The 16,462-nt window shown below is 60.3% G+C and carries 11 protein-coding genes; 7 read left to right on the top strand and 4 right to left on the bottom strand.

Going from position 1 to position 16,462, the window contains the following annotated elements; translation table 11 throughout:
• Positions 1-7: 7 nt before the first annotated feature.
• Positions 8-985 (bottom strand): GGDEF domain-containing protein, encoded by a 978-nt coding sequence (locus EXN68_RS01930; protein ID WP_161991160.1) that lies wholly within the window; start codon positions 983-985, stop codon positions 8-10.
• A gap of 409 nt (positions 986-1,394) precedes the next feature.
• On the opposite strand from EXN68_RS01930, the gene EXN68_RS01925 reads away from it, so the two are divergent.
• From EXN68_RS01925 to EXN68_RS01910, 3 genes are all read left to right on the top strand, one after another.
• Entirely contained in the window at positions 1,395-2,693 is a 1,299-nt protein-coding gene (locus EXN68_RS01925; protein WP_142839417.1) for an Hsp70 family protein, read from the top strand.
• Positions 2,694-2,736: 43 nt separating this feature from the next.
• On the top strand, positions 2,737-3,648 hold the full coding sequence (locus EXN68_RS01920) for a uracil-DNA glycosylase (protein ID WP_142839416.1): 912 nt from the start codon (positions 2,737-2,739) through the stop codon (positions 3,646-3,648).
• 151 nt (positions 3,649-3,799) lie between these two features.
• The gene (locus EXN68_RS01910) at positions 3,800-3,991 is read left to right on the top strand and encodes a hypothetical protein (RefSeq protein ID WP_003509784.1); all 192 of its coding nucleotides are present in this window, start codon (positions 3,800-3,802) and stop codon (positions 3,989-3,991) included.
• 378 nt (positions 3,992-4,369) lie between these two features.
• Here the strand turns inward: EXN68_RS01910 and EXN68_RS01905 are convergent, their stop codons facing one another.
• Positions 4,370-5,308 carry a DMT family transporter gene (locus EXN68_RS01905; RefSeq protein ID WP_142839415.1) on the bottom strand — a complete coding sequence of 313 codons (939 nt, stop codon included), beginning with the start codon at positions 5,306-5,308 and terminating at the stop codon, positions 4,370-4,372.
• 445 nt (positions 5,309-5,753) lie between these two features.
• Here EXN68_RS01905 and pepN point away from each other — a divergent pair, with 445 nt between their 5' ends.
• The 3 genes from pepN to EXN68_RS01890 all read left to right on the top strand — a co-directional run bounded on the left by pepN (position 5,754) and on the right by EXN68_RS01890 (position 11,433).
• Positions 5,754-8,402 carry an aminopeptidase N gene (gene pepN / locus EXN68_RS01900; RefSeq protein WP_142839414.1) on the top strand — a complete coding sequence of 883 codons (2,649 nt, stop codon included), beginning with the start codon at positions 5,754-5,756 and terminating at the stop codon, positions 8,400-8,402.
• 136 nt (positions 8,403-8,538) lie between these two features.
• On the top strand, positions 8,539-8,859 hold the full coding sequence (locus tag EXN68_RS01895; RefSeq protein ID WP_142839413.1) for a carboxymuconolactone decarboxylase family protein: 321 nt from the start codon (positions 8,539-8,541) through the stop codon (positions 8,857-8,859).
• A gap of 237 nt (positions 8,860-9,096) precedes the next feature.
• On the top strand, positions 9,097-11,433 hold the full coding sequence (locus EXN68_RS01890; protein ID WP_142839412.1) for a PAS domain-containing sensor histidine kinase: 2,337 nt from the start codon (positions 9,097-9,099) through the stop codon (positions 11,431-11,433).
• Positions 11,434-11,632: 199 nt separating this feature from the next.
• Here EXN68_RS01890 and EXN68_RS01880 read toward each other — a convergent pair whose 3' ends face one another.
• Positions 11,633-14,602 (bottom strand): bifunctional [glutamine synthetase] adenylyltransferase/[glutamine synthetase]-adenylyl-L-tyrosine phosphorylase, encoded by a 2,970-nt coding sequence (locus EXN68_RS01880; RefSeq protein ID WP_142839411.1) that lies wholly within the window; start codon positions 14,600-14,602, stop codon positions 11,633-11,635.
• Positions 14,603-14,923: 321 nt separating this feature from the next.
• Here EXN68_RS01880 and EXN68_RS01875 point away from each other — a divergent pair, with 321 nt between their 5' ends.
• Positions 14,924-15,787: a MipA/OmpV family protein gene (locus EXN68_RS01875; protein WP_161991159.1), complete on the top strand. Its 864-nt coding sequence runs from the start codon at positions 14,924-14,926 to the stop codon at positions 15,785-15,787.
• Between the two features lie 94 nt (positions 15,788-15,881).
• Here the strand turns inward: EXN68_RS01875 and EXN68_RS01870 are convergent, their stop codons facing one another.
• The gene (locus EXN68_RS01870) at positions 15,882-16,307 is read right to left on the bottom strand and encodes a thiol-disulfide oxidoreductase DCC family protein (RefSeq protein WP_142839410.1); all 426 of its coding nucleotides are present in this window, start codon (positions 16,305-16,307) and stop codon (positions 15,882-15,884) included.
• Between the last annotated feature and the right edge of the window lie 155 nt (positions 16,308-16,462).

Below are 16,462 nucleotides of genomic sequence, written 5' to 3'. Positions count from 1 at the left end.
GCACCCGTCAGGAAACCGTTTCGTAGATCACGAAGCGGTTTCGGCCGGTGTTCTTGGCCTCGTAAAGAGCCGTGTCGGCGCGGCGCAGAACATCGCTGGCGCTCTCGCCGGGATTGGCAAAGGCGATGCCGGCCGAACAACTATAACGAAAATCCGGCATATCCCCGAGCGGTGACGCATCCGCCAGCGACGACAGCAGCCCCCGCATGACAGTCTCGGCGATATGCATCCGCGAACCGCTGAGGACCAGCAGGAACTCCTCTCCGCCGATCCGGCCGACAAGATCATCGCGCCCAACGCTCGCGGAAAGCCGCGCGGCGAAATCCTTGAGAACCAGATCGCCGTAGGCATGTCCGAAGCGATCATTCACCGACTTGAAGTGATCGATATCCATGATGATGACGGCAAGCGCCTGCGCCTTGTTGGGGCCGAGCATGTGATTGAGGCTATCCATGGCGTAACGACGGTTGCCGAGTCCGGTCAGTTCGTCGCTCAGCGCCGACTTCAACGCCCTGTCGCGCTCCTGTCTGAGATCGCGCAATTCGATGCCGAGTTCGGAAATATCGGTGACGACGCACAGCATCCAGCCGCCCGGCAACGTCGTTTCAGTCGTCAGCACCCAGCGCCCGTCATTGAGACCGGTCTCAATGGTGCGGAAGGGCAGCTTGCCGCGCCGTGTTCTGGCGGAACGCAGCCAAAGCTCGAAATCGGCGGTTTCAATGGCGGTGCCGGTGGAGCTTCGATACCCGCTACGCATGAGGTCCACCCAACTCGGGAAATCAGCCGGCCCGATGCCGAGCGCCTTGCGAAAAACCGTATTGGCGAAACGCAACTCATCACCGCCGTCAAAAAGCGCATAACCCTGCTGCGATGCTTCCATGAGATTGAGAAGCTGCCGGTTGAAAACCGCAATCTCGCCCCGCACCGACTCGGGACAGTCCAGCGGTACGTCTTCCAGGAGGGAGTCGGTGATCTTGCGGGGCATCAAATTTTCCGGGTTGGGAAGGGCAACAGGTGAAACACAATACAGGGAGCTTCGATTTATATTCTTTGAGTATAAAATATGCCTCGCCACCTAATCTTCTGATTTGCGCCATTATAACCACAAACCCCTAAAGATATTGCCGAAAACTATCGCATTCTTTCATTGGCGCATGAGCAAATCGTTTACCACCCGCTCCCCCTGTCGATGTTTCCCCAGCCCCCTTCAGACAAAGGGGACAGGCCGCCCGGCAGCAATTGGCCGAAAAACGGCGGGCCGGCGCTTGCCATTCCATCTGCCCTGTGCAATCAACCGCCCTCCTCTGACATCGGGACGCCAAAGGCATCCCTTATTTTCACGCCGGGCCACCCAAGGGCCGGGCGAATATTTTTTCGGCGACAAGGATATGGCGATGACGCAAAAGCGGGCACTTGGCCTCGATTTCGGCACGACCAACACGGTCATGGCTCTTTCCAACGGTGGCGGCGACAGCCATTCCATGCGTTTCACCAGCAACGCCGGCACGGATGACAGCATGCGCACGGCGCTCTCCTTCATGAAGGATGCCGGCCTCGGTGCCGCCGCGCTGCATGTGGAAGCGGGCCACGCCGCCATCCGGCAGTTCATCGACAATGCCGGCGATTGTCGCTTTTTGCAGTCGATCAAGACATTTGCCGCCTCGCCGCTGTTTCAGGGCACGCTGATCTTCGCCAAGCGCCAGAGCTTCGAGGATCTGATGGAGGTGTTCCTGCGCAAGCTGAAAACCTATGCGGGTGACGAATGGCCAGGCGACGTCTCGACCGTCATTGCCGGCCGGCCGGTGCGTTTCGCCGGCAGCAATCCGGACGAAGCGCTGGCGCTTTCCCGCTACAACGAGGCGCTGACGCGCGCTGGCTTTCCGGAAATCCATTATGTCTATGAGCCGGTGGCAGCCGCCTATTATTTCGCCCAGAGCCTGAAGAAGGACGCCAATGTGCTGGTGGCGGATTTTGGCGGCGGCACCACCGACTATTCGCTGATCCGTTTCGAGACCCATGCCGGCAAGCTTTCCGCCACCCCCATCGGCCATTCCGGCGTCGGTGTGGCGGGCGATCATTTCGACTTCCGGATGATCGACAATCTGGTCTCGCCCGAGATCGGCAAGGGCAGCAAGTTCAAGAGCTTCGACAAGGTGCTGGACGTGCCCTCCGGTTATTACGTGAATTTCGGTCGCTGGAACCAGCTGTCGATCTTCAAGACATCCAAGGAATTCACGGCGCTTAAATCGCTGGTGCGCTCGGCGCTGGAGCCGGAAAAGCTCGAACTCTTCGTCGATCTCGTTGACCATGACGAGGGATACCCGCTCTATCAGGCAATTTCCGCCACCAAGATGGCGCTTTCTTCGGCGGAAGAAGCGGAGTTCAACTTCACGCCGCTCGGCAAGGCCGGGCGCAAGATGGTGAAACGCAGCGATTTCAACGGCTGGATCGCCGACGATCTCGCCAAGATCGAAGGCGCACTGGACGAGGTGCTGGAAAAAACGCAGGTGGCTCCCGAAGCCATCGACAAGGTGTTCCTGACCGGCGGCACCTCCTTCGTACCCGCGGTGCGGGAGCTTTTCACCCGGCGTTTCGATGCTGACCGGATCGAAAGCGGCGGCGAGCTGCTCTCGATTGCCCATGGTCTGGCGATGATCGGCGAAAGCGGTGACATTCAGCGCTGGACAGCGTGATTTACGGGTTCCCCGGGCGGGGAACATGGGATAATTTCCCCCCATGATCGCCGCCCACGACCTTTCCCCGGCCGAACTTGCCGCCCTCCTGCATTTCCATGCGGATGCGGGCGTGGACTGGCTGCTGGAAGACCAGCCGCTCGACCGTTTCGCCGAATTTGCCGCCGCCCGCCCTGCCCGGCCGACACAGGGACAGGAGGCGGGCGCAGCCGCGCGCCAGCCAAGCCAGCGGCCGATGGAACGCGGCGGCGATACACCTCAACACTCGCCGCAGCAGCAGCCGAAACGCCAGACACCGGCACGCGGCGCGCCACCCGCCCCCGCGGTTCAGCAGAATGTTGCGATGCCGGACGAACAGGCCGTGGCGGCAGCGCGTTTTGCCGCTGAAAGCGCAAGGTCGCTTGCCGAGCTGAAAACCGCGCTGGAAGGGTTCAGCGGCTGCAATCTCAAGAACAGCGCGCGCAGCACGATCTTCACCGAAGGCGATCCCTCATCCGCCATCATGGTCATAGGTCCCATGCCGGATGCCGATGACGACCGCGAAGGCCTGCCATTTGCCGGCAAGACCGGACTTTTGCTCGACCGTATGCTTTCAGCAATCGGCCTTGAACGCGGCAACATCATGCTCGGCAATGTCGTGCCGTGGCGGCCGCCGGGCAACCGTCCGCCGACTCAAGCCGAAATGGATATCTGCCGGCCCTTCATCGAGCGCCAGATCGCGCTGGCGGAGCCGAAACACCTGTTGCTTCTTGGCAACTTCACCGCACGTTTCTTCTTCGGCGGCACCGGAACGATCCATACGCTGCGCGGACAGTGGCGTGATGTCGCAGCCGGACATCTTGTTTTGCCGGCGCTGGCCAGCCTGCACCCGCAGGAACTTTTGAACGCGCCTGCCTCCAAGTCATTGGCATGGCAGGATTTATTGGCGTTTCAGGCCAAGGTTACGCAAGGCTGATTGCCTTATTATTGCTCAGTGTAAACGAATTATGAAAAAAGCCATGCGCAATTCGCATAACAGCGACGCATTTGGCGAGCTTGCCGAATCCATGCTGCGCTGCGATATACCGCAGTGTCTTGGGAGGAATTCGGTTTAAGGAACCAAGGCAATGACCACTCGCTTCCGTCCGGTACATTCCGGCTTTGAAACGCTCCGTCTGGCGGGCCTCGGCCCACGCTCCAGTCAGGGTTACCATCGTTTCGGCGCTGCCGCTAACGAACAGATGACCGCACGCGCTGCCATGCAGCAGGTCCGCGTGACGCGTCCTTCGGCTGTCTTTGCGGATTTCCGCGAGCGCTGAGAGCATTCAGGCCAGTATCAAGCTGGTCCACATATATGATTGCGCGCTGGCGTCTTTCTTCGGGAAGGCGCCTTTTGCTTTTGTGCGTTTTGCTGAGAGAGACGGCGAGGTTAAGAGCCTTGCCAAATACTCTGACGTCATCCCCGGGCTTTTCGTGGTGTTGTCCGGTTCAGATTTCTGCACGCTCATGACATCGAGATTGAGGGCGCAAGGGACGAATGTTTCCCGCGACGTCATCCTCGGGCTTGACCCGAGGATCTAATCACCTCAACAAAATCAAAACGTTGGCAGATCCTCGGGACAGGCCGAGGATGACGCCGAGAGAAGAAATACCCGTCGTCATCAACTTCAACGGAACATATCGGGGAAATGGCGACTTCACCCCTGCGGCGTAGAGGCCTTGCGGGCTGCCCGTCTTGCCAGACCCAGCTGATGCTCGCGGAAGATGATGAATATACCGGCAAGGATGACGATCGCCGTGCCGATCAGCATGGTGAGCGTGGGGATGTCTCCGAACAGAATGTAGGAAACTGCGATCCCGAAGACGATGGAGCTGTATTCGAAGGGTGCGATGACCGAGACTTCGGCATGGCGGTAGCTCTCCGTCAGGAAGATTTGCGCAACGCCGCCGCAGATGCCGCTGGTGATCAGCAGCATGGCCTGCGTCATCGTCAGCGCGCTCCAGCCGAAGGGCACGCTCACCAGCGACAGCAGGGTGGCGGTGAGCGAAAAATAGAGCACGATGGTCGGCGTTTTTTCGGTATCGACCAATTGCCGCACCTGGATCATCGCCAGGCCGCCCAGCGCCGCGCCACACAGCACGGCAATCGCCCCCAGGCCCTCACCGGCGGCAAAACCGCCTTCGCGCAGAAGCGTCATCTTCGGCCACAAAATCACCAGCACGCCCATCATGCCGACGAACACCGCGCTCCAGCGATAGACGCGCACCTTCTCATGCAGGATGAAAGCGGCAAAGACGACGGCCAGTAGCGGCGATGCATAACCGATGGCGATAAACTCCGGCAGCGGCAGCATGGTCAGCCCGTAAAAGCCGCAGGCCATGGAGAGGATGCCGAGAAAACCGCGTTTGAAATGGCCGAGAAGATTGTTGGTGTGCAGCGCGCTGGTCAGCGCATGCAGCCAGGCGAGATAAACGACAATCGGGATAATGGCGAAGGCGGAGCGGAAGAAGGTGATCTGGCCGGCCGGCACATCGGGACCGGCGGCCTTGATACAGGTCTGCATGACAAGAAAAAAGCCAACCGAAACCAGCTTCATGCTGATCCCGCGGAAGGGATTGGTCGGTTCGGCGTTCATTGGCAGTTACTCATATCGGCTGCGCAAACACGCCATCGGTAAATTTTCATGCGGGGAGGACGACGCAGGGGAATTGGATTTGCGCAAGGCTAGAACATTCCTCCCGGCCTTTACATCAAAAAATGTTATTCACCCATGAATTCGGTTGATTTGGTGACGGCAAAGAATTGCTTTCGCGTTTTCGGCCTCGCGTCAGATCAAAGCGACATGCGCTAAAATTTGAAGAAAATAAAATATAATTTCAGTAATCGTTCAACATTTGCTGCGATGGTCCATGGGTCCGGCGGCGGGGGAGGATCGTCTGCATGGCCGGTAAAGCCTTTATGGCGGGACAGAATGTCCTCCGATGCGCACATGAACGTGACGAATACTCCACCTATTTTACATCCCGGCCTTATGACGACATGATGGCGGGAAGACCACGCTAAGTTATTCAGGAACAGTCATGCGAACAGACACGGGCCAGATCGTTCACCTGGCAGATTACCGCCCCACCGATTTCGTTCTGGAGCGGGTGGATCTCACCTTCGAACTCGACCCCAAGAATACCAAGGTCGAAGCCCGTCTGATCTTTCACCGACGCGAAGGCGTCGATTCACAGGCACCGCTTGTTCTCGATGGTGATGAGCTGACGCTTTCGGGCCTGCTGCTCGATCAGGTCGAGATCCCCGCCAGCCAATATGACGCTACGCCCGACAGCCTGACCATCCGTGATCTGCCGGCGGAAACGCCCTTCGAGATCTGCGTCACCAATTACATCAATCCGCAGGTCAATACGCAGCTGATGGGGCTTTACCGCACCAATGGCGTTTATTGCACCCAATGCGAGGCGGAAGGTTTCCGCCGCATCACCTATTTCCCCGACCGTCCCGATGTTCTGGCGCCCTATACGGTGACGATCATCGCGGCGAAGGAAGGCAATCCGCTGCTTTTGTCGAACGGCAATTTCCTCGGTGGCGGCAATTACGACGAGGGCCGTCACTTTGCCGCCTGGTTCGATCCGCATCCGAAACCCAGCTATCTCTTCGCGCTCGTCGCCGGTGATCTCGGCGTGGTGGAAGACACGTTTACCACCTTCTCCGGTCGTGAAGTGGCGCTGAAGATTTATGTCGAGCACGGCAAGGAGCCGCGTGCGGCCTATGCCATGGACGCGCTGAAGCGTTCGATGAAATGGGACGAAGAGCGTTTCGGCCGCGAATACGACCTCGATATCTTCATGATCGTCGCCGTATCCGATTTCAACATGGGGGCGATGGAGAACAAGGGTCTCAACGTCTTCAACGACAAATTCGTGCTGGCTGACCCGGAAACCGCCTCTGACGCGGACTACGCCAATATCGAGCGCATCATCGCGCATGAATATTTCCACAACTGGACCGGCAACCGCATCACCTGCCGCGACTGGTTCCAGCTGTGCCTGAAGGAAGGCCTGACGGTCTATCGCGACCAGGAATTTTCCGCCGACATGCGCTCGCGCCCGGTCAAGCGCATCGCCGATGTGCGCCATCTGAAATCGGAGCAATTTCCGGAGGATTCCGGTCCGCTGGCGCATCCGCCACGCCCAGACACTTACCGCGAAATCAACAATTTCTACACGACGACCGTTTATGAAAAGGGCGCCGAAGTCACCCGCATGATCGCCACGATCCTCGGTGCTGACGATTTCAAGAAGGGCATGGACCTTTATTTCGAACGTCATGACGGCGAAGCGGCGACGGTTGAAGATTTCGTCAAGAGCTTTGCCGATGCCAGCGGCCGCGATCTGTCGCAGTTTTCGCTATGGTACACCGAGGCCGGCACGCCGCTGGTCTCCGTCTCCTCCGCTTATGATGCCGGCAAGGCGACGTTCAGCCTGACGCTGGAACAGACCGTGGCGCCGACACCCGGCCAGCCGGTAAAACAGCCACGGCACATCCCGCTGTCGCTGGCGCTTATTCTCGACAATGGTCAGATCGCCGAGCCACAGGCAGTCGCCGGCGGCGAATATCGGGATGGCGTGCTGCACCTGACCGAGCGCAACCAGACCTTCTCCTTCTCCGGCATTTCCTCGCGGCCCGTGCTGTCGATCAATCGCAGCTTCTCGGCGCCGGTCAATCTGCATTTCGAGCAGAACGCCGCCGATCTGGTGCAGATCGCCCGGCACGAGACGGATATGTTTGCCCGTTTTCAGGCGCTGACCGATCTTGCCTTGCCAGCACTGATTGCCGCCACCAAAGCGGTGCAGAATGGCGGTGAAGTGCGCACGGACGCCGAGCTCATCGCAACGCTTATTGAAATCGTCGGCGATTCCTCGCTCGAACCCGCTTTCCGCGCACAGGCGCTGGCGCTGCCAAGCGAAACGGATATCGCTCGCGAACTGGGTGGCAATACCGATCCGGACGCCATTCACAAGGCGCGCAACGCCACGATAAAGGCGATCGCAACAGCCGGGCTTGAAACCTTCAGGCAGCTTGCGGAAGCGTCGGGTAACGGCGAGGCCTACAGTCCGGATGCGGACAGTGCCGGACGCCGTTCGCTTCGCAATGGCGCTCTCAGCTTCCTTGCCTTTGCCGAGGAAACCCCTGCCCGCGCGGCAAAAGCCTATGCCGACGCCACCAACATGACCGATCTCGCACATGCGCTCAGCGTATTGACCCAGCGTTTCCCCGAGAGTGCCGAGACGAAAGAAGCGCTTACGGCTTTCGAAACGCGCTTCGCCGACAATGCGCTGGTTCTCGACAAGTGGTTCTCGCTGCAGGCCGCCATTCCCGGCAACGGCGCGCTTGATCGCATCAAGGCGCTGATGAAATCGAAACATTTCATCGCCACCAATCCGAACCGGGTGCGTTCGCTGGTCGGCACGCTGGCCTTTGCCAACCCCACCGGCTTCCACCGCGCAGACGGCGCAGCCTATCGGTTCCTGGCGGAGCAGATCATCGCCATCGACAAGCGCAACCCGCAGCTTGCCGCGCGCATTCTCACCTCCATGCGTTCATGGCGGTCTCTGGAGGCAAGCCGCGCCGAACACGCGAAGGCCGCACTGTCGACGATTGCCGACGCCAAGGGCCTGTCCACGGATGTGAGCGACATTGTCGGGCGTATCCTGAAAGGCTAAGCCAAGCTTCCGCTTTGCCACCATTTTCGAACATGCCGTTACGCCGTCTTGATATCCATCAAGGCGGCGTAATGCATTCCGCAACATGATGGTCTCAAGGGGCCAGGACCGGCCCGGCAGCAGAAAGGAATTGCAGATGACCGACATGTCCAAGGCCAGCGCTTCGTTTCAACGCTTCATGACGGACGCTCCCGCCCACAATGCGGCATGGCTTCAGGCCGTGCAGAAACTGGGTGTGGCATCCACGCTTGATGTGAAGACCCAGAGCCTGATCTATATCGGCATTCTGGCCGCGCTGCGCCTTGAAAGCGGCATCGCCTTTCATGTCATGGAAGCCAAGGCGCGTGGCGCAAGCCGTGAGGATATCATCAGCGCGGTGCTGACTGGTCTGCCGGCCGCCGGGAACGGCGTCGTCAGCGCGCTTGGCCCGGCTCTCGACGCTTTCGACGGCGTCTGAAAGCCGCTTCCCCCGCCTCCCGCGACAGCCGGTATTCTAGTGCCGGCTCACTGATTTCACTCATAATTCCCGAGTTCGACGGGGCTGGAAGAAAGCGTCCCGAAAAAATACGGAGTCGGTTCAAGGGGTTAAAATTCTTTTAACTTTTGCCTCTGGACAGGGCGAATCGCATTTGATTCACTAGCCATATTCGAGCGGCGGCGCTTCGAATCATGGGGACATCACAAAGGCGGGACAATGACGAACGTGCGGCGGGCGACTGCGGGCGATGAGCGGCCGTATGCCAAATTTTCTGATCTTGCGGCCTGGGGCGAGAAGCTCTCCAGCGACCTGATGGGTTTGATGAATGGCTCCGACCGCCCGGCGCCGCAGGTCGAGACGCTGCTGAAGCGGCTGATACCCATTCTCATCCTCGCCTTTCTGGTCGTCGTCGCGGCCTCGCGCATGCTCGGCATCGTCGCGGAATATAGCCGCATGGAAGAGGCCGCCCGCCATTCCACGGCGCTGACGGCGCTGACCGCCAAGGCAGCGCTTCTCAACAACGGCACCGTCTTTCCCGCGCAGGACCGCGCCCGCGCGGAAGCAAGCCTCGTTTCGGCGCTGCCATCGGGCAGTCTTGCCGATGGCACCATCGTGCTGCTCTCAGGCAGCAATGGCCGGATTTTTGCCGGCGCCGGCAAGGAAGCAATGCTTTATATCGGCACGTCGCTTCCCGCTTTGCTTCCGGAAATCGCCATCGTGCAGCGTTTTCCCGGCGCACCCGGCACCATCGAGACCAATATTGACGGCCAGCAGCATTACGCGACGATGATCCCCTTCGGCGATGATGGCGCGATGGTCATCGCGGCGCGTTCGCTGCAGCCGATCCGCTCCTTCTGGCGCAGCGAAATCGCCATGAACGTCACGCTGTTTGCCGGCATTTCCTCGATCCTGCTCGTGGTGCTCTACGCCTATTACATGCAGGTGAAGCGCGCCCGCGATGCCGACGACATCTTCGCCGAATCCAACCTGCGGGTGGAAACGGCGCTGTCGCGCGGCCGCTGCGGGTTGTGGGATTTCGATCTTTCCTCACGCCGCATGTTCTGGTCCGGTTCGCTTTACGAAATTCTGGGCATGCCGCCCAAGGCTGCACCACTGTCCTTTTCCGATGCCGCCCGAATGATGCATTCCGAAGACGGCAATCTCTATGAACTGGCCCGCGCCGTCGGTTGCGGCAATCTGCGCCAGATCGACCAGATTTTCCGCATGCGCCACGCCAAGGGCCATTATGTCTGGCTGCGCGCCCGCGCCCAGGTCATCCGCACCAATAACGGTCCGCGTGTCATCGGCATCGCCATGGACGTCACCGAACAGCACCGCCTCGCCCAGCGTTACGCCGAGGCCGACCAGCGTCTTGCCGACGCGATCGAATCCACCTCGGAAGCCTTCGTGCTATGGGACAAGAATGACCGTCTGGTGATGTGCAACACCCACTATCAGAAGGCCTATGGCCTGCCTGACAGCGTGCTGGTGGCCGGCACCGAAAAAAGCACCGTGCATGCGGCCGCAGCCCGCCCCGTGGTGGAGCGTCGCGTTGCCGATGCCGACCAGTCCGGTCTATCGCGCACCACGGAAGTGCAGCTGGCCGACGAGCGCTGGCTGCAGATCAATGAGCGCCGCACCCATGATGGCGGCCTCGTTTCCGTCGGCACCGACATCACGTTGCTCAAGCGCCATCAGGAACGGCTGCGCGATTCCGAGCGCCGGCTGATGGCGACCATCGGCGACCTCTCCGCCTCACAGCACAAGCTGGAGCGGCAGAAGACCGAGCTTTCCGACGCCAACGCCAATTACCTTGCCGAAAAAGAGCGCGCCCAGGCCGCCAACCGGGCGAAATCCGAATTCCTCGCCAATATGAGCCATGAGCTGCGCACGCCGCTCAACGCCATTCTCGGCTTTTCCGAAATCCTGCAAAACGAGATGTTCGGGCCGGTCGGTTCGCCGAAATATTCCGAATATGCCCGCGATATCCATGACAGCGGCAAGCACCTCTTGAATGTCATCAACGATATTCTCGACATGTCGAAGATCGAGGCGGGCCATATGCGCATCAACCGCGAGACCATCGATCTCGCGCCGCTGATCGAGGAAACCCTGCGTCTGACCGCCATTCAGGCTGAACAGAAGAACATCACCGTGCAGCAGAAGGTCTGCGCCGGGCTGACGATGCAGGGCGACCGCCGCGCCATGAAGCAGATCATGCTCAACCTGCTGTCAAACGCTGTGAAATTCACCGGTGATGGCGGTCGCATCGCGCTGCGCACCCATGTGCACGAGGCCGCGATGATCCTCACCATCGCCGATACCGGCATCGGCATTCCCACCCAGGCTTTGGAAAAGATCGGCCAACCCTTTGAGCAGGTGCAGAGCCAATATGCCAAGAGCCAGGGCGGCTCAGGCCTTGGGCTTGCCATTTCCCGCTCGCTCGTGAAGCTGCATGGGGGGACGATGAAGATCCGCTCGTGTGAGGGTCGCGGCACGGTGGTGACGATTATTATTCCGCATGTGGCGGGGCATTGCGGGACGGTGCATTGATTGGGTAATATTGGTGGGTGCCATACCCCCCTCTGCCCTGCCGGGCATCTCCCCCACAAGGAGGGAGATCGACCAGCTGCAATCGCTCGATCATCTCAAACGTTGCGAATTTGCCGGGGAGCATCCTTCTAGCTAATCTCCCCCCTTGAGGGGGAGATGCCCGGCAGGGCAGAGGGGGGTGAAGCCTCACCCACCAACCCTACCCCCCATTCTTCACCGTCCCCACAAACACCTTCCGCACCGCTTTCGCCAGCCGCTTCACCTCACCCTCCAGCGTCGCAATGTCAGGGCAATCCCCCGCCCGGCAGACGAGGTCGGTCAATCCGGCCGGCGCTTCCTTCGGATTGAAGGCGCCGTCTATACACAGCCGCACGATCTGCGAGATTTCGGTATAGAGCCCCATCGCCGCCATGCAGTCGTCGAACGCCTGCGGCTCCATGACGGGTGCGGCCAGCACCTGCAGCGCCTCGGCCGTGTTACGGCCCGGCTCATGAGGGGCAAGGCCTTTTACGGGGCCGACCAGCGCCAGGTATTGGGTGATGAATTCCAGATCAACCAAACCGCCATTGATAAGCTTGAAGTCCCAGATATTCTCCGGTGGCTTCTCCTGCTCGATGAGGTTTCGCATTTCCAGCACATCGGCGGAAACCTTGGCCACGTCGCGCTTCTGCGAAAGGATGGAGGCGATGATGCGGCGCGCGTCTTCCATCAGCGAGGTTTCGCCGCAGATCAGCCGGGCGCGGGAAAGCGCCATGTGCTCCCAGGTCCAGGCTTCCTCGCGCTGGTATTTCTCGAAGGCGGAAATACGCGTCGCCACCGGCCCCTTGTTGCCGGAGGGGCGCAGCCGCATGTCCACCTCGTAAAGCACACCTTCCGCCGTCGGGGCAGACAGTGCCGCGATAAGCCTCTGGGTGACGCGGGTGAAATACCGCACAACATCAAGCGGTTTAACGCCCGTGGATTCCTGGGCGGCATCGTCATAATCGTAAAGCAGGATGAGATCGACATCAGAACCGGCGGTGAGTTCGAAGGAGCCAAGCTTGCCCATGCCCATGACGGCGACACGGCCGCCGGGATAAGGCCCATGCGCCGCTTCCATTTCCGCCAGCACGGCATTCAGCGCCGCCTCTATCACCAGATCGGCAAGATGGGTGAAAGCGCGGGCGGCGACCTCGCCACGGATCGCGCCGGTCAAGAGCCGCACCCCGATCAGAAACCGCTGTTCGGCGGCGAAGATGCGCAGCCGGTCGAGAATATCCTCGTAATGGCGGGCATTGGAGAGGAAATTGCCCATGCGGTGAGCGAGATATTCGCGCGTCGGCACGTCGCTCATCAGCGCCGGGTCCAGCATGCCGTCGAAGACATGCGGGCGGGCGGCGATGATTTCGGCAAGACGCGGGGCCGAAGACATGATCGTTACCAGGAGCGACAGAAGCGCCGGATTGTTGCCAAGCAGCGAAAACAGCTGGATGCCAGCCGGCAGGCCGGAGAGGAAATTGTCGAAGCGCAGCAACGCCTCATCGGCCCTTTTGCTTTCGCCGAAGGCCCGCAGCAGGTCCGGCGTCAGTTCCGTCAGCCGCTCGCGCGCCTCCACCGATTGTGTCGCCCGGTAGCGGCCATTGTGCCAGGTGCGGATGACGCGGGAAATATCCTCCGGCCGCTCGAAGCCCAGCGTGGAGAGCGTCTTTAACGTATCGGGATCGTCCTTCTGGCCGGTGAAGACCAGATTGCCGGCCTCGCCTGACAGTTTCGTCTCCTGCTCGAACAACGCCGAATAACGGCGCTCCACCAGCCGCAGCACCTCCTCCAGCTTCTCGGAAAAGGACTTGGTATCGGCAAAACCGAGCATGAAGGCGATGCGCTTCAGTTCGGCTTCGGTGTCCGGCAGCACATGAGTCTGCTCGTCGCGCACCATCTGGATGCGATGCTCCACTTCGCGCAGGAACCAATAGGCTTCCGTCAGGCTGTCACGCGTTTCGGCATCGATCCATTTCGCTTCCGTCAGCGCCGCAAGCGCCTCCTCCGTCGCCCGCACACGAAGCGGCGGCATGCGACCGCCGGCGATAAGCTGCTGCGTCTGGGCGAAGAACTCGATTTCGCGAATGCCGCCGCGCCCGAGCTTGACGTTGTGGCCCTTCACCGCAATGGCGCCGTGGCCCTTATGCGCATGGATTTGCCGCTTGATGGAGTGGATATCGGCAATCGCCGCATAATCGAGATATTTGCGGAAAATGAAAGGCGTCAGCTCACGCAGGAAATTCTCACCCGCCTTGATGTCGCCGGCCACCGGCCGCGCCTTGATATAGGCGGCGCGCTCCCAGTTCTGGCCCCTGCCCTCGTAATAAAGCAGCGCCGCTTCCACGGGAATGGCAAGCGGCGTCGAACCGGGATCGGGACGCAGCCTGAGATCGGTGCGGAAGACATAACCATCCGCCGTACGCTCCTGCATGATACGCACAAGACGGCGCATCATGCGGCCGAAATTCTCCGTGGCATCATAGGGGTCGTCCATGATGCCAGCCGAGGGTTCGAAGAACACCACGGCATCAATATCGGAGGAATAGTTGAGTTCGCGCGCGCCGAGCTTGCCCATGCCGAGCACGATCAGGCCGGAGCCTTCGCTCGGCGCGGCGACGTTCTTCAGTTTCAGCTTGCCGCTCTCATGGGCGGAAAGCAGCAGGTGATCGATGGCGGCGGAAAGCGATGCATCCGCCATCTCGCTCAGCCAGCGTGTCGTATCGCGGGCGGTGAAGATGCGCGCCAGATCGGCAAGCGCCGCGACGAAGGAGAGCCGCCGCTTGGCGATTCTCAGCCGCGACATCACCTCGTTTTCGACGGGTAAGCCGCCTTCCTGCCCGGGTTTCCAGCAATCGCGCGCGTCACGAACGAGATCGGTGAGCAGCGGCGTCAGCGGTTTGGAAATCGCCAGCGTCAGCAGCCCCTCATCCGCCGCCGCCATGTCGCGCAGATAGGGTGACAGGGTGAAGGCCGCAGCGATAAAATCCTTAAGCGGGCTTTCGTCCGCCAGCAACGCCGCCACCGCCGGCTCAACCTTGCCGATGTCCTTCAGCGTTGAAAGAACGGATTTCAGTTCCGTCTGCGTATAGGGGCGGATCACGCCCGGCAGAACCTCGCTCAGCCGCCTTTCGGCGTTTTGGGGTTTCGTCACTGTCTCTCTCCCTCTTGCCGCTTTCTCATCCACGCTCTTCCGCCTGCAGCATTTTCAGGAACGGGCCGCTCCCCGCAAACCGTTCCGCCGCCATCCTCTGCCGAAGCCTTCGGGCGCATAGACTTGGCGTTGTAACAAATGCGAGGCGCTTTGCGATGAGGAAAACCGTTTCCGGCGATGTTTTCCAAGGCCGCGCCCCGGTTTTTCGCTCCGAAGTGCAAGTCCCGGCACCACGTAATGTCTCCGCAACTGTGCCCGCGTAGCGTCCTCCTCAACGAAACCCGACTCCCCGGTTTTCCAACGCTCGATGCTGCAACGGATATGATCATGAAACAATTTTTTACGGTGAAATGGCAAAAGAACCTGCGTGCGATGGCATTGTGCCTGACAGCACTGCCCATGGCGCAGATCATTTCCACGCCCGCTTCTGCCGCCGATATCGGCAAATCGGACAGGCTCGCCGATCCGCAGGGCAATTTCGACAATGCCCGCTACAGCAGCTCCAGCGACTGGAAGATCACGCTCGGCGTCGGCGCGGCCTATGCCCCCAAATATGAAGGCTCCGACAAGCTGGAAGCCGGCGCCGTACCCCTGGTTTCCGTGCAATATGGCGATACGCTGAGCATCGATTTCAGCGGTGTCACCGTTAATGTTCTGAACCAGAACGGTTTCAGACTGGGCATCAAGGGCGGCTGGGAAGGCGGTCGCAAGGAAAAGGACGACAGGAAGAACCTGCGCGGGATGGGCGACATCAAGGCCGGCGGCGTGGTCGGCGGCGTCATCGCCTACGGCATGGACCCGTTCGAAATCTACGCCAAGGTGGACAAGACCATTGGCGGCAGCGAAGGCCTGACCGCCACCGTCGGCGCCAGCGTCTCGCACAAGGTCGACCAGTTCATTCTCGGCGCAGACCTCTCCGCCACCTGGGCGGATGACAACCACATGAAATCCTATTTCGGCGTCACCTCGGCGCAATCGGCCCGCTCCGGCCTGCGCCGCTACGACGCCAAAGCCGGCTTCAAACGCATCGACGCCAGCGCCTCGGTCTCCTACTTGATTACGGAGAACTGGACGATCACCGGGACCGGCGGCGTCGGTTTTCTCTTGGGCGACGCCAAGGACAGCCCGGTGGTGAAAAAGGACATACAGCCATTTGCGATGGTGGGCGTGGCCTATACGTTCTGAGTTGGGGCGACCCATCTACGAGGGCGCGCGACCACATCCCCAATATGGTCGCGCATCCGTCCGAACGTCGAGCGTCCACCTGCCATCAACCCGGTTAAAGGATCCTGTCCCTGTATTCCGGCGGCGCTACCCAGCATTGCTCACGCTTTCCAAACCACCGGTAGCGATTGCGTGCAACGAAGCGATAAAGGGGATCGCGTAAGGAGGCGGGAATGACGCGCATTATGGCAACAAGCCGCCACGGCATGCCAAGCGCCTCATAGATGCTCAGCACCGCGTCGCTGTCCTGCCGCACCCTGTCGCCTTCGACGACCAGCATGCTTGCCGGATTGGTGGGGTCAATGCCATGACGCCGATAGATTTCCGCGCCGACCTCTCCCTGCATCGACGCCAGCCGGAAGTACCCTGCCTTATCGTGCCGCAGCACAAACTGCGCATTCACGGAACACAGCACACATTCGGCATCGAACAGAATGACCGGGCGATGCCGGTCGCTGGCTGTGGGAGTGGTGCCTGCCATCTGTCGCCAAGTCCTCTTGTCGATCGCCATCAGACCGACGCATAAAGTGCAGCAATCATCCCCATGAATATTCTTCCGATCACCTGTCAATTCAATCTCGGATGGGAGCTATTTTTCCGACCGGGAAAGAATGTCTGCGCAAATTTCGGTGATCC

Origin of the sequence: Martinezella rhizogenes (genome assembly GCF_007002745.1) — a bacterium.
In the GTDB taxonomy this organism is placed as follows: Bacteria; Pseudomonadota; Alphaproteobacteria; order Rhizobiales; family Rhizobiaceae; genus Agrobacterium; species Agrobacterium cucumeris.
The sequence above is the reverse complement of the archived record's forward strand: the minus strand, read 5'-3'. Positions and strand labels throughout refer to the sequence as shown.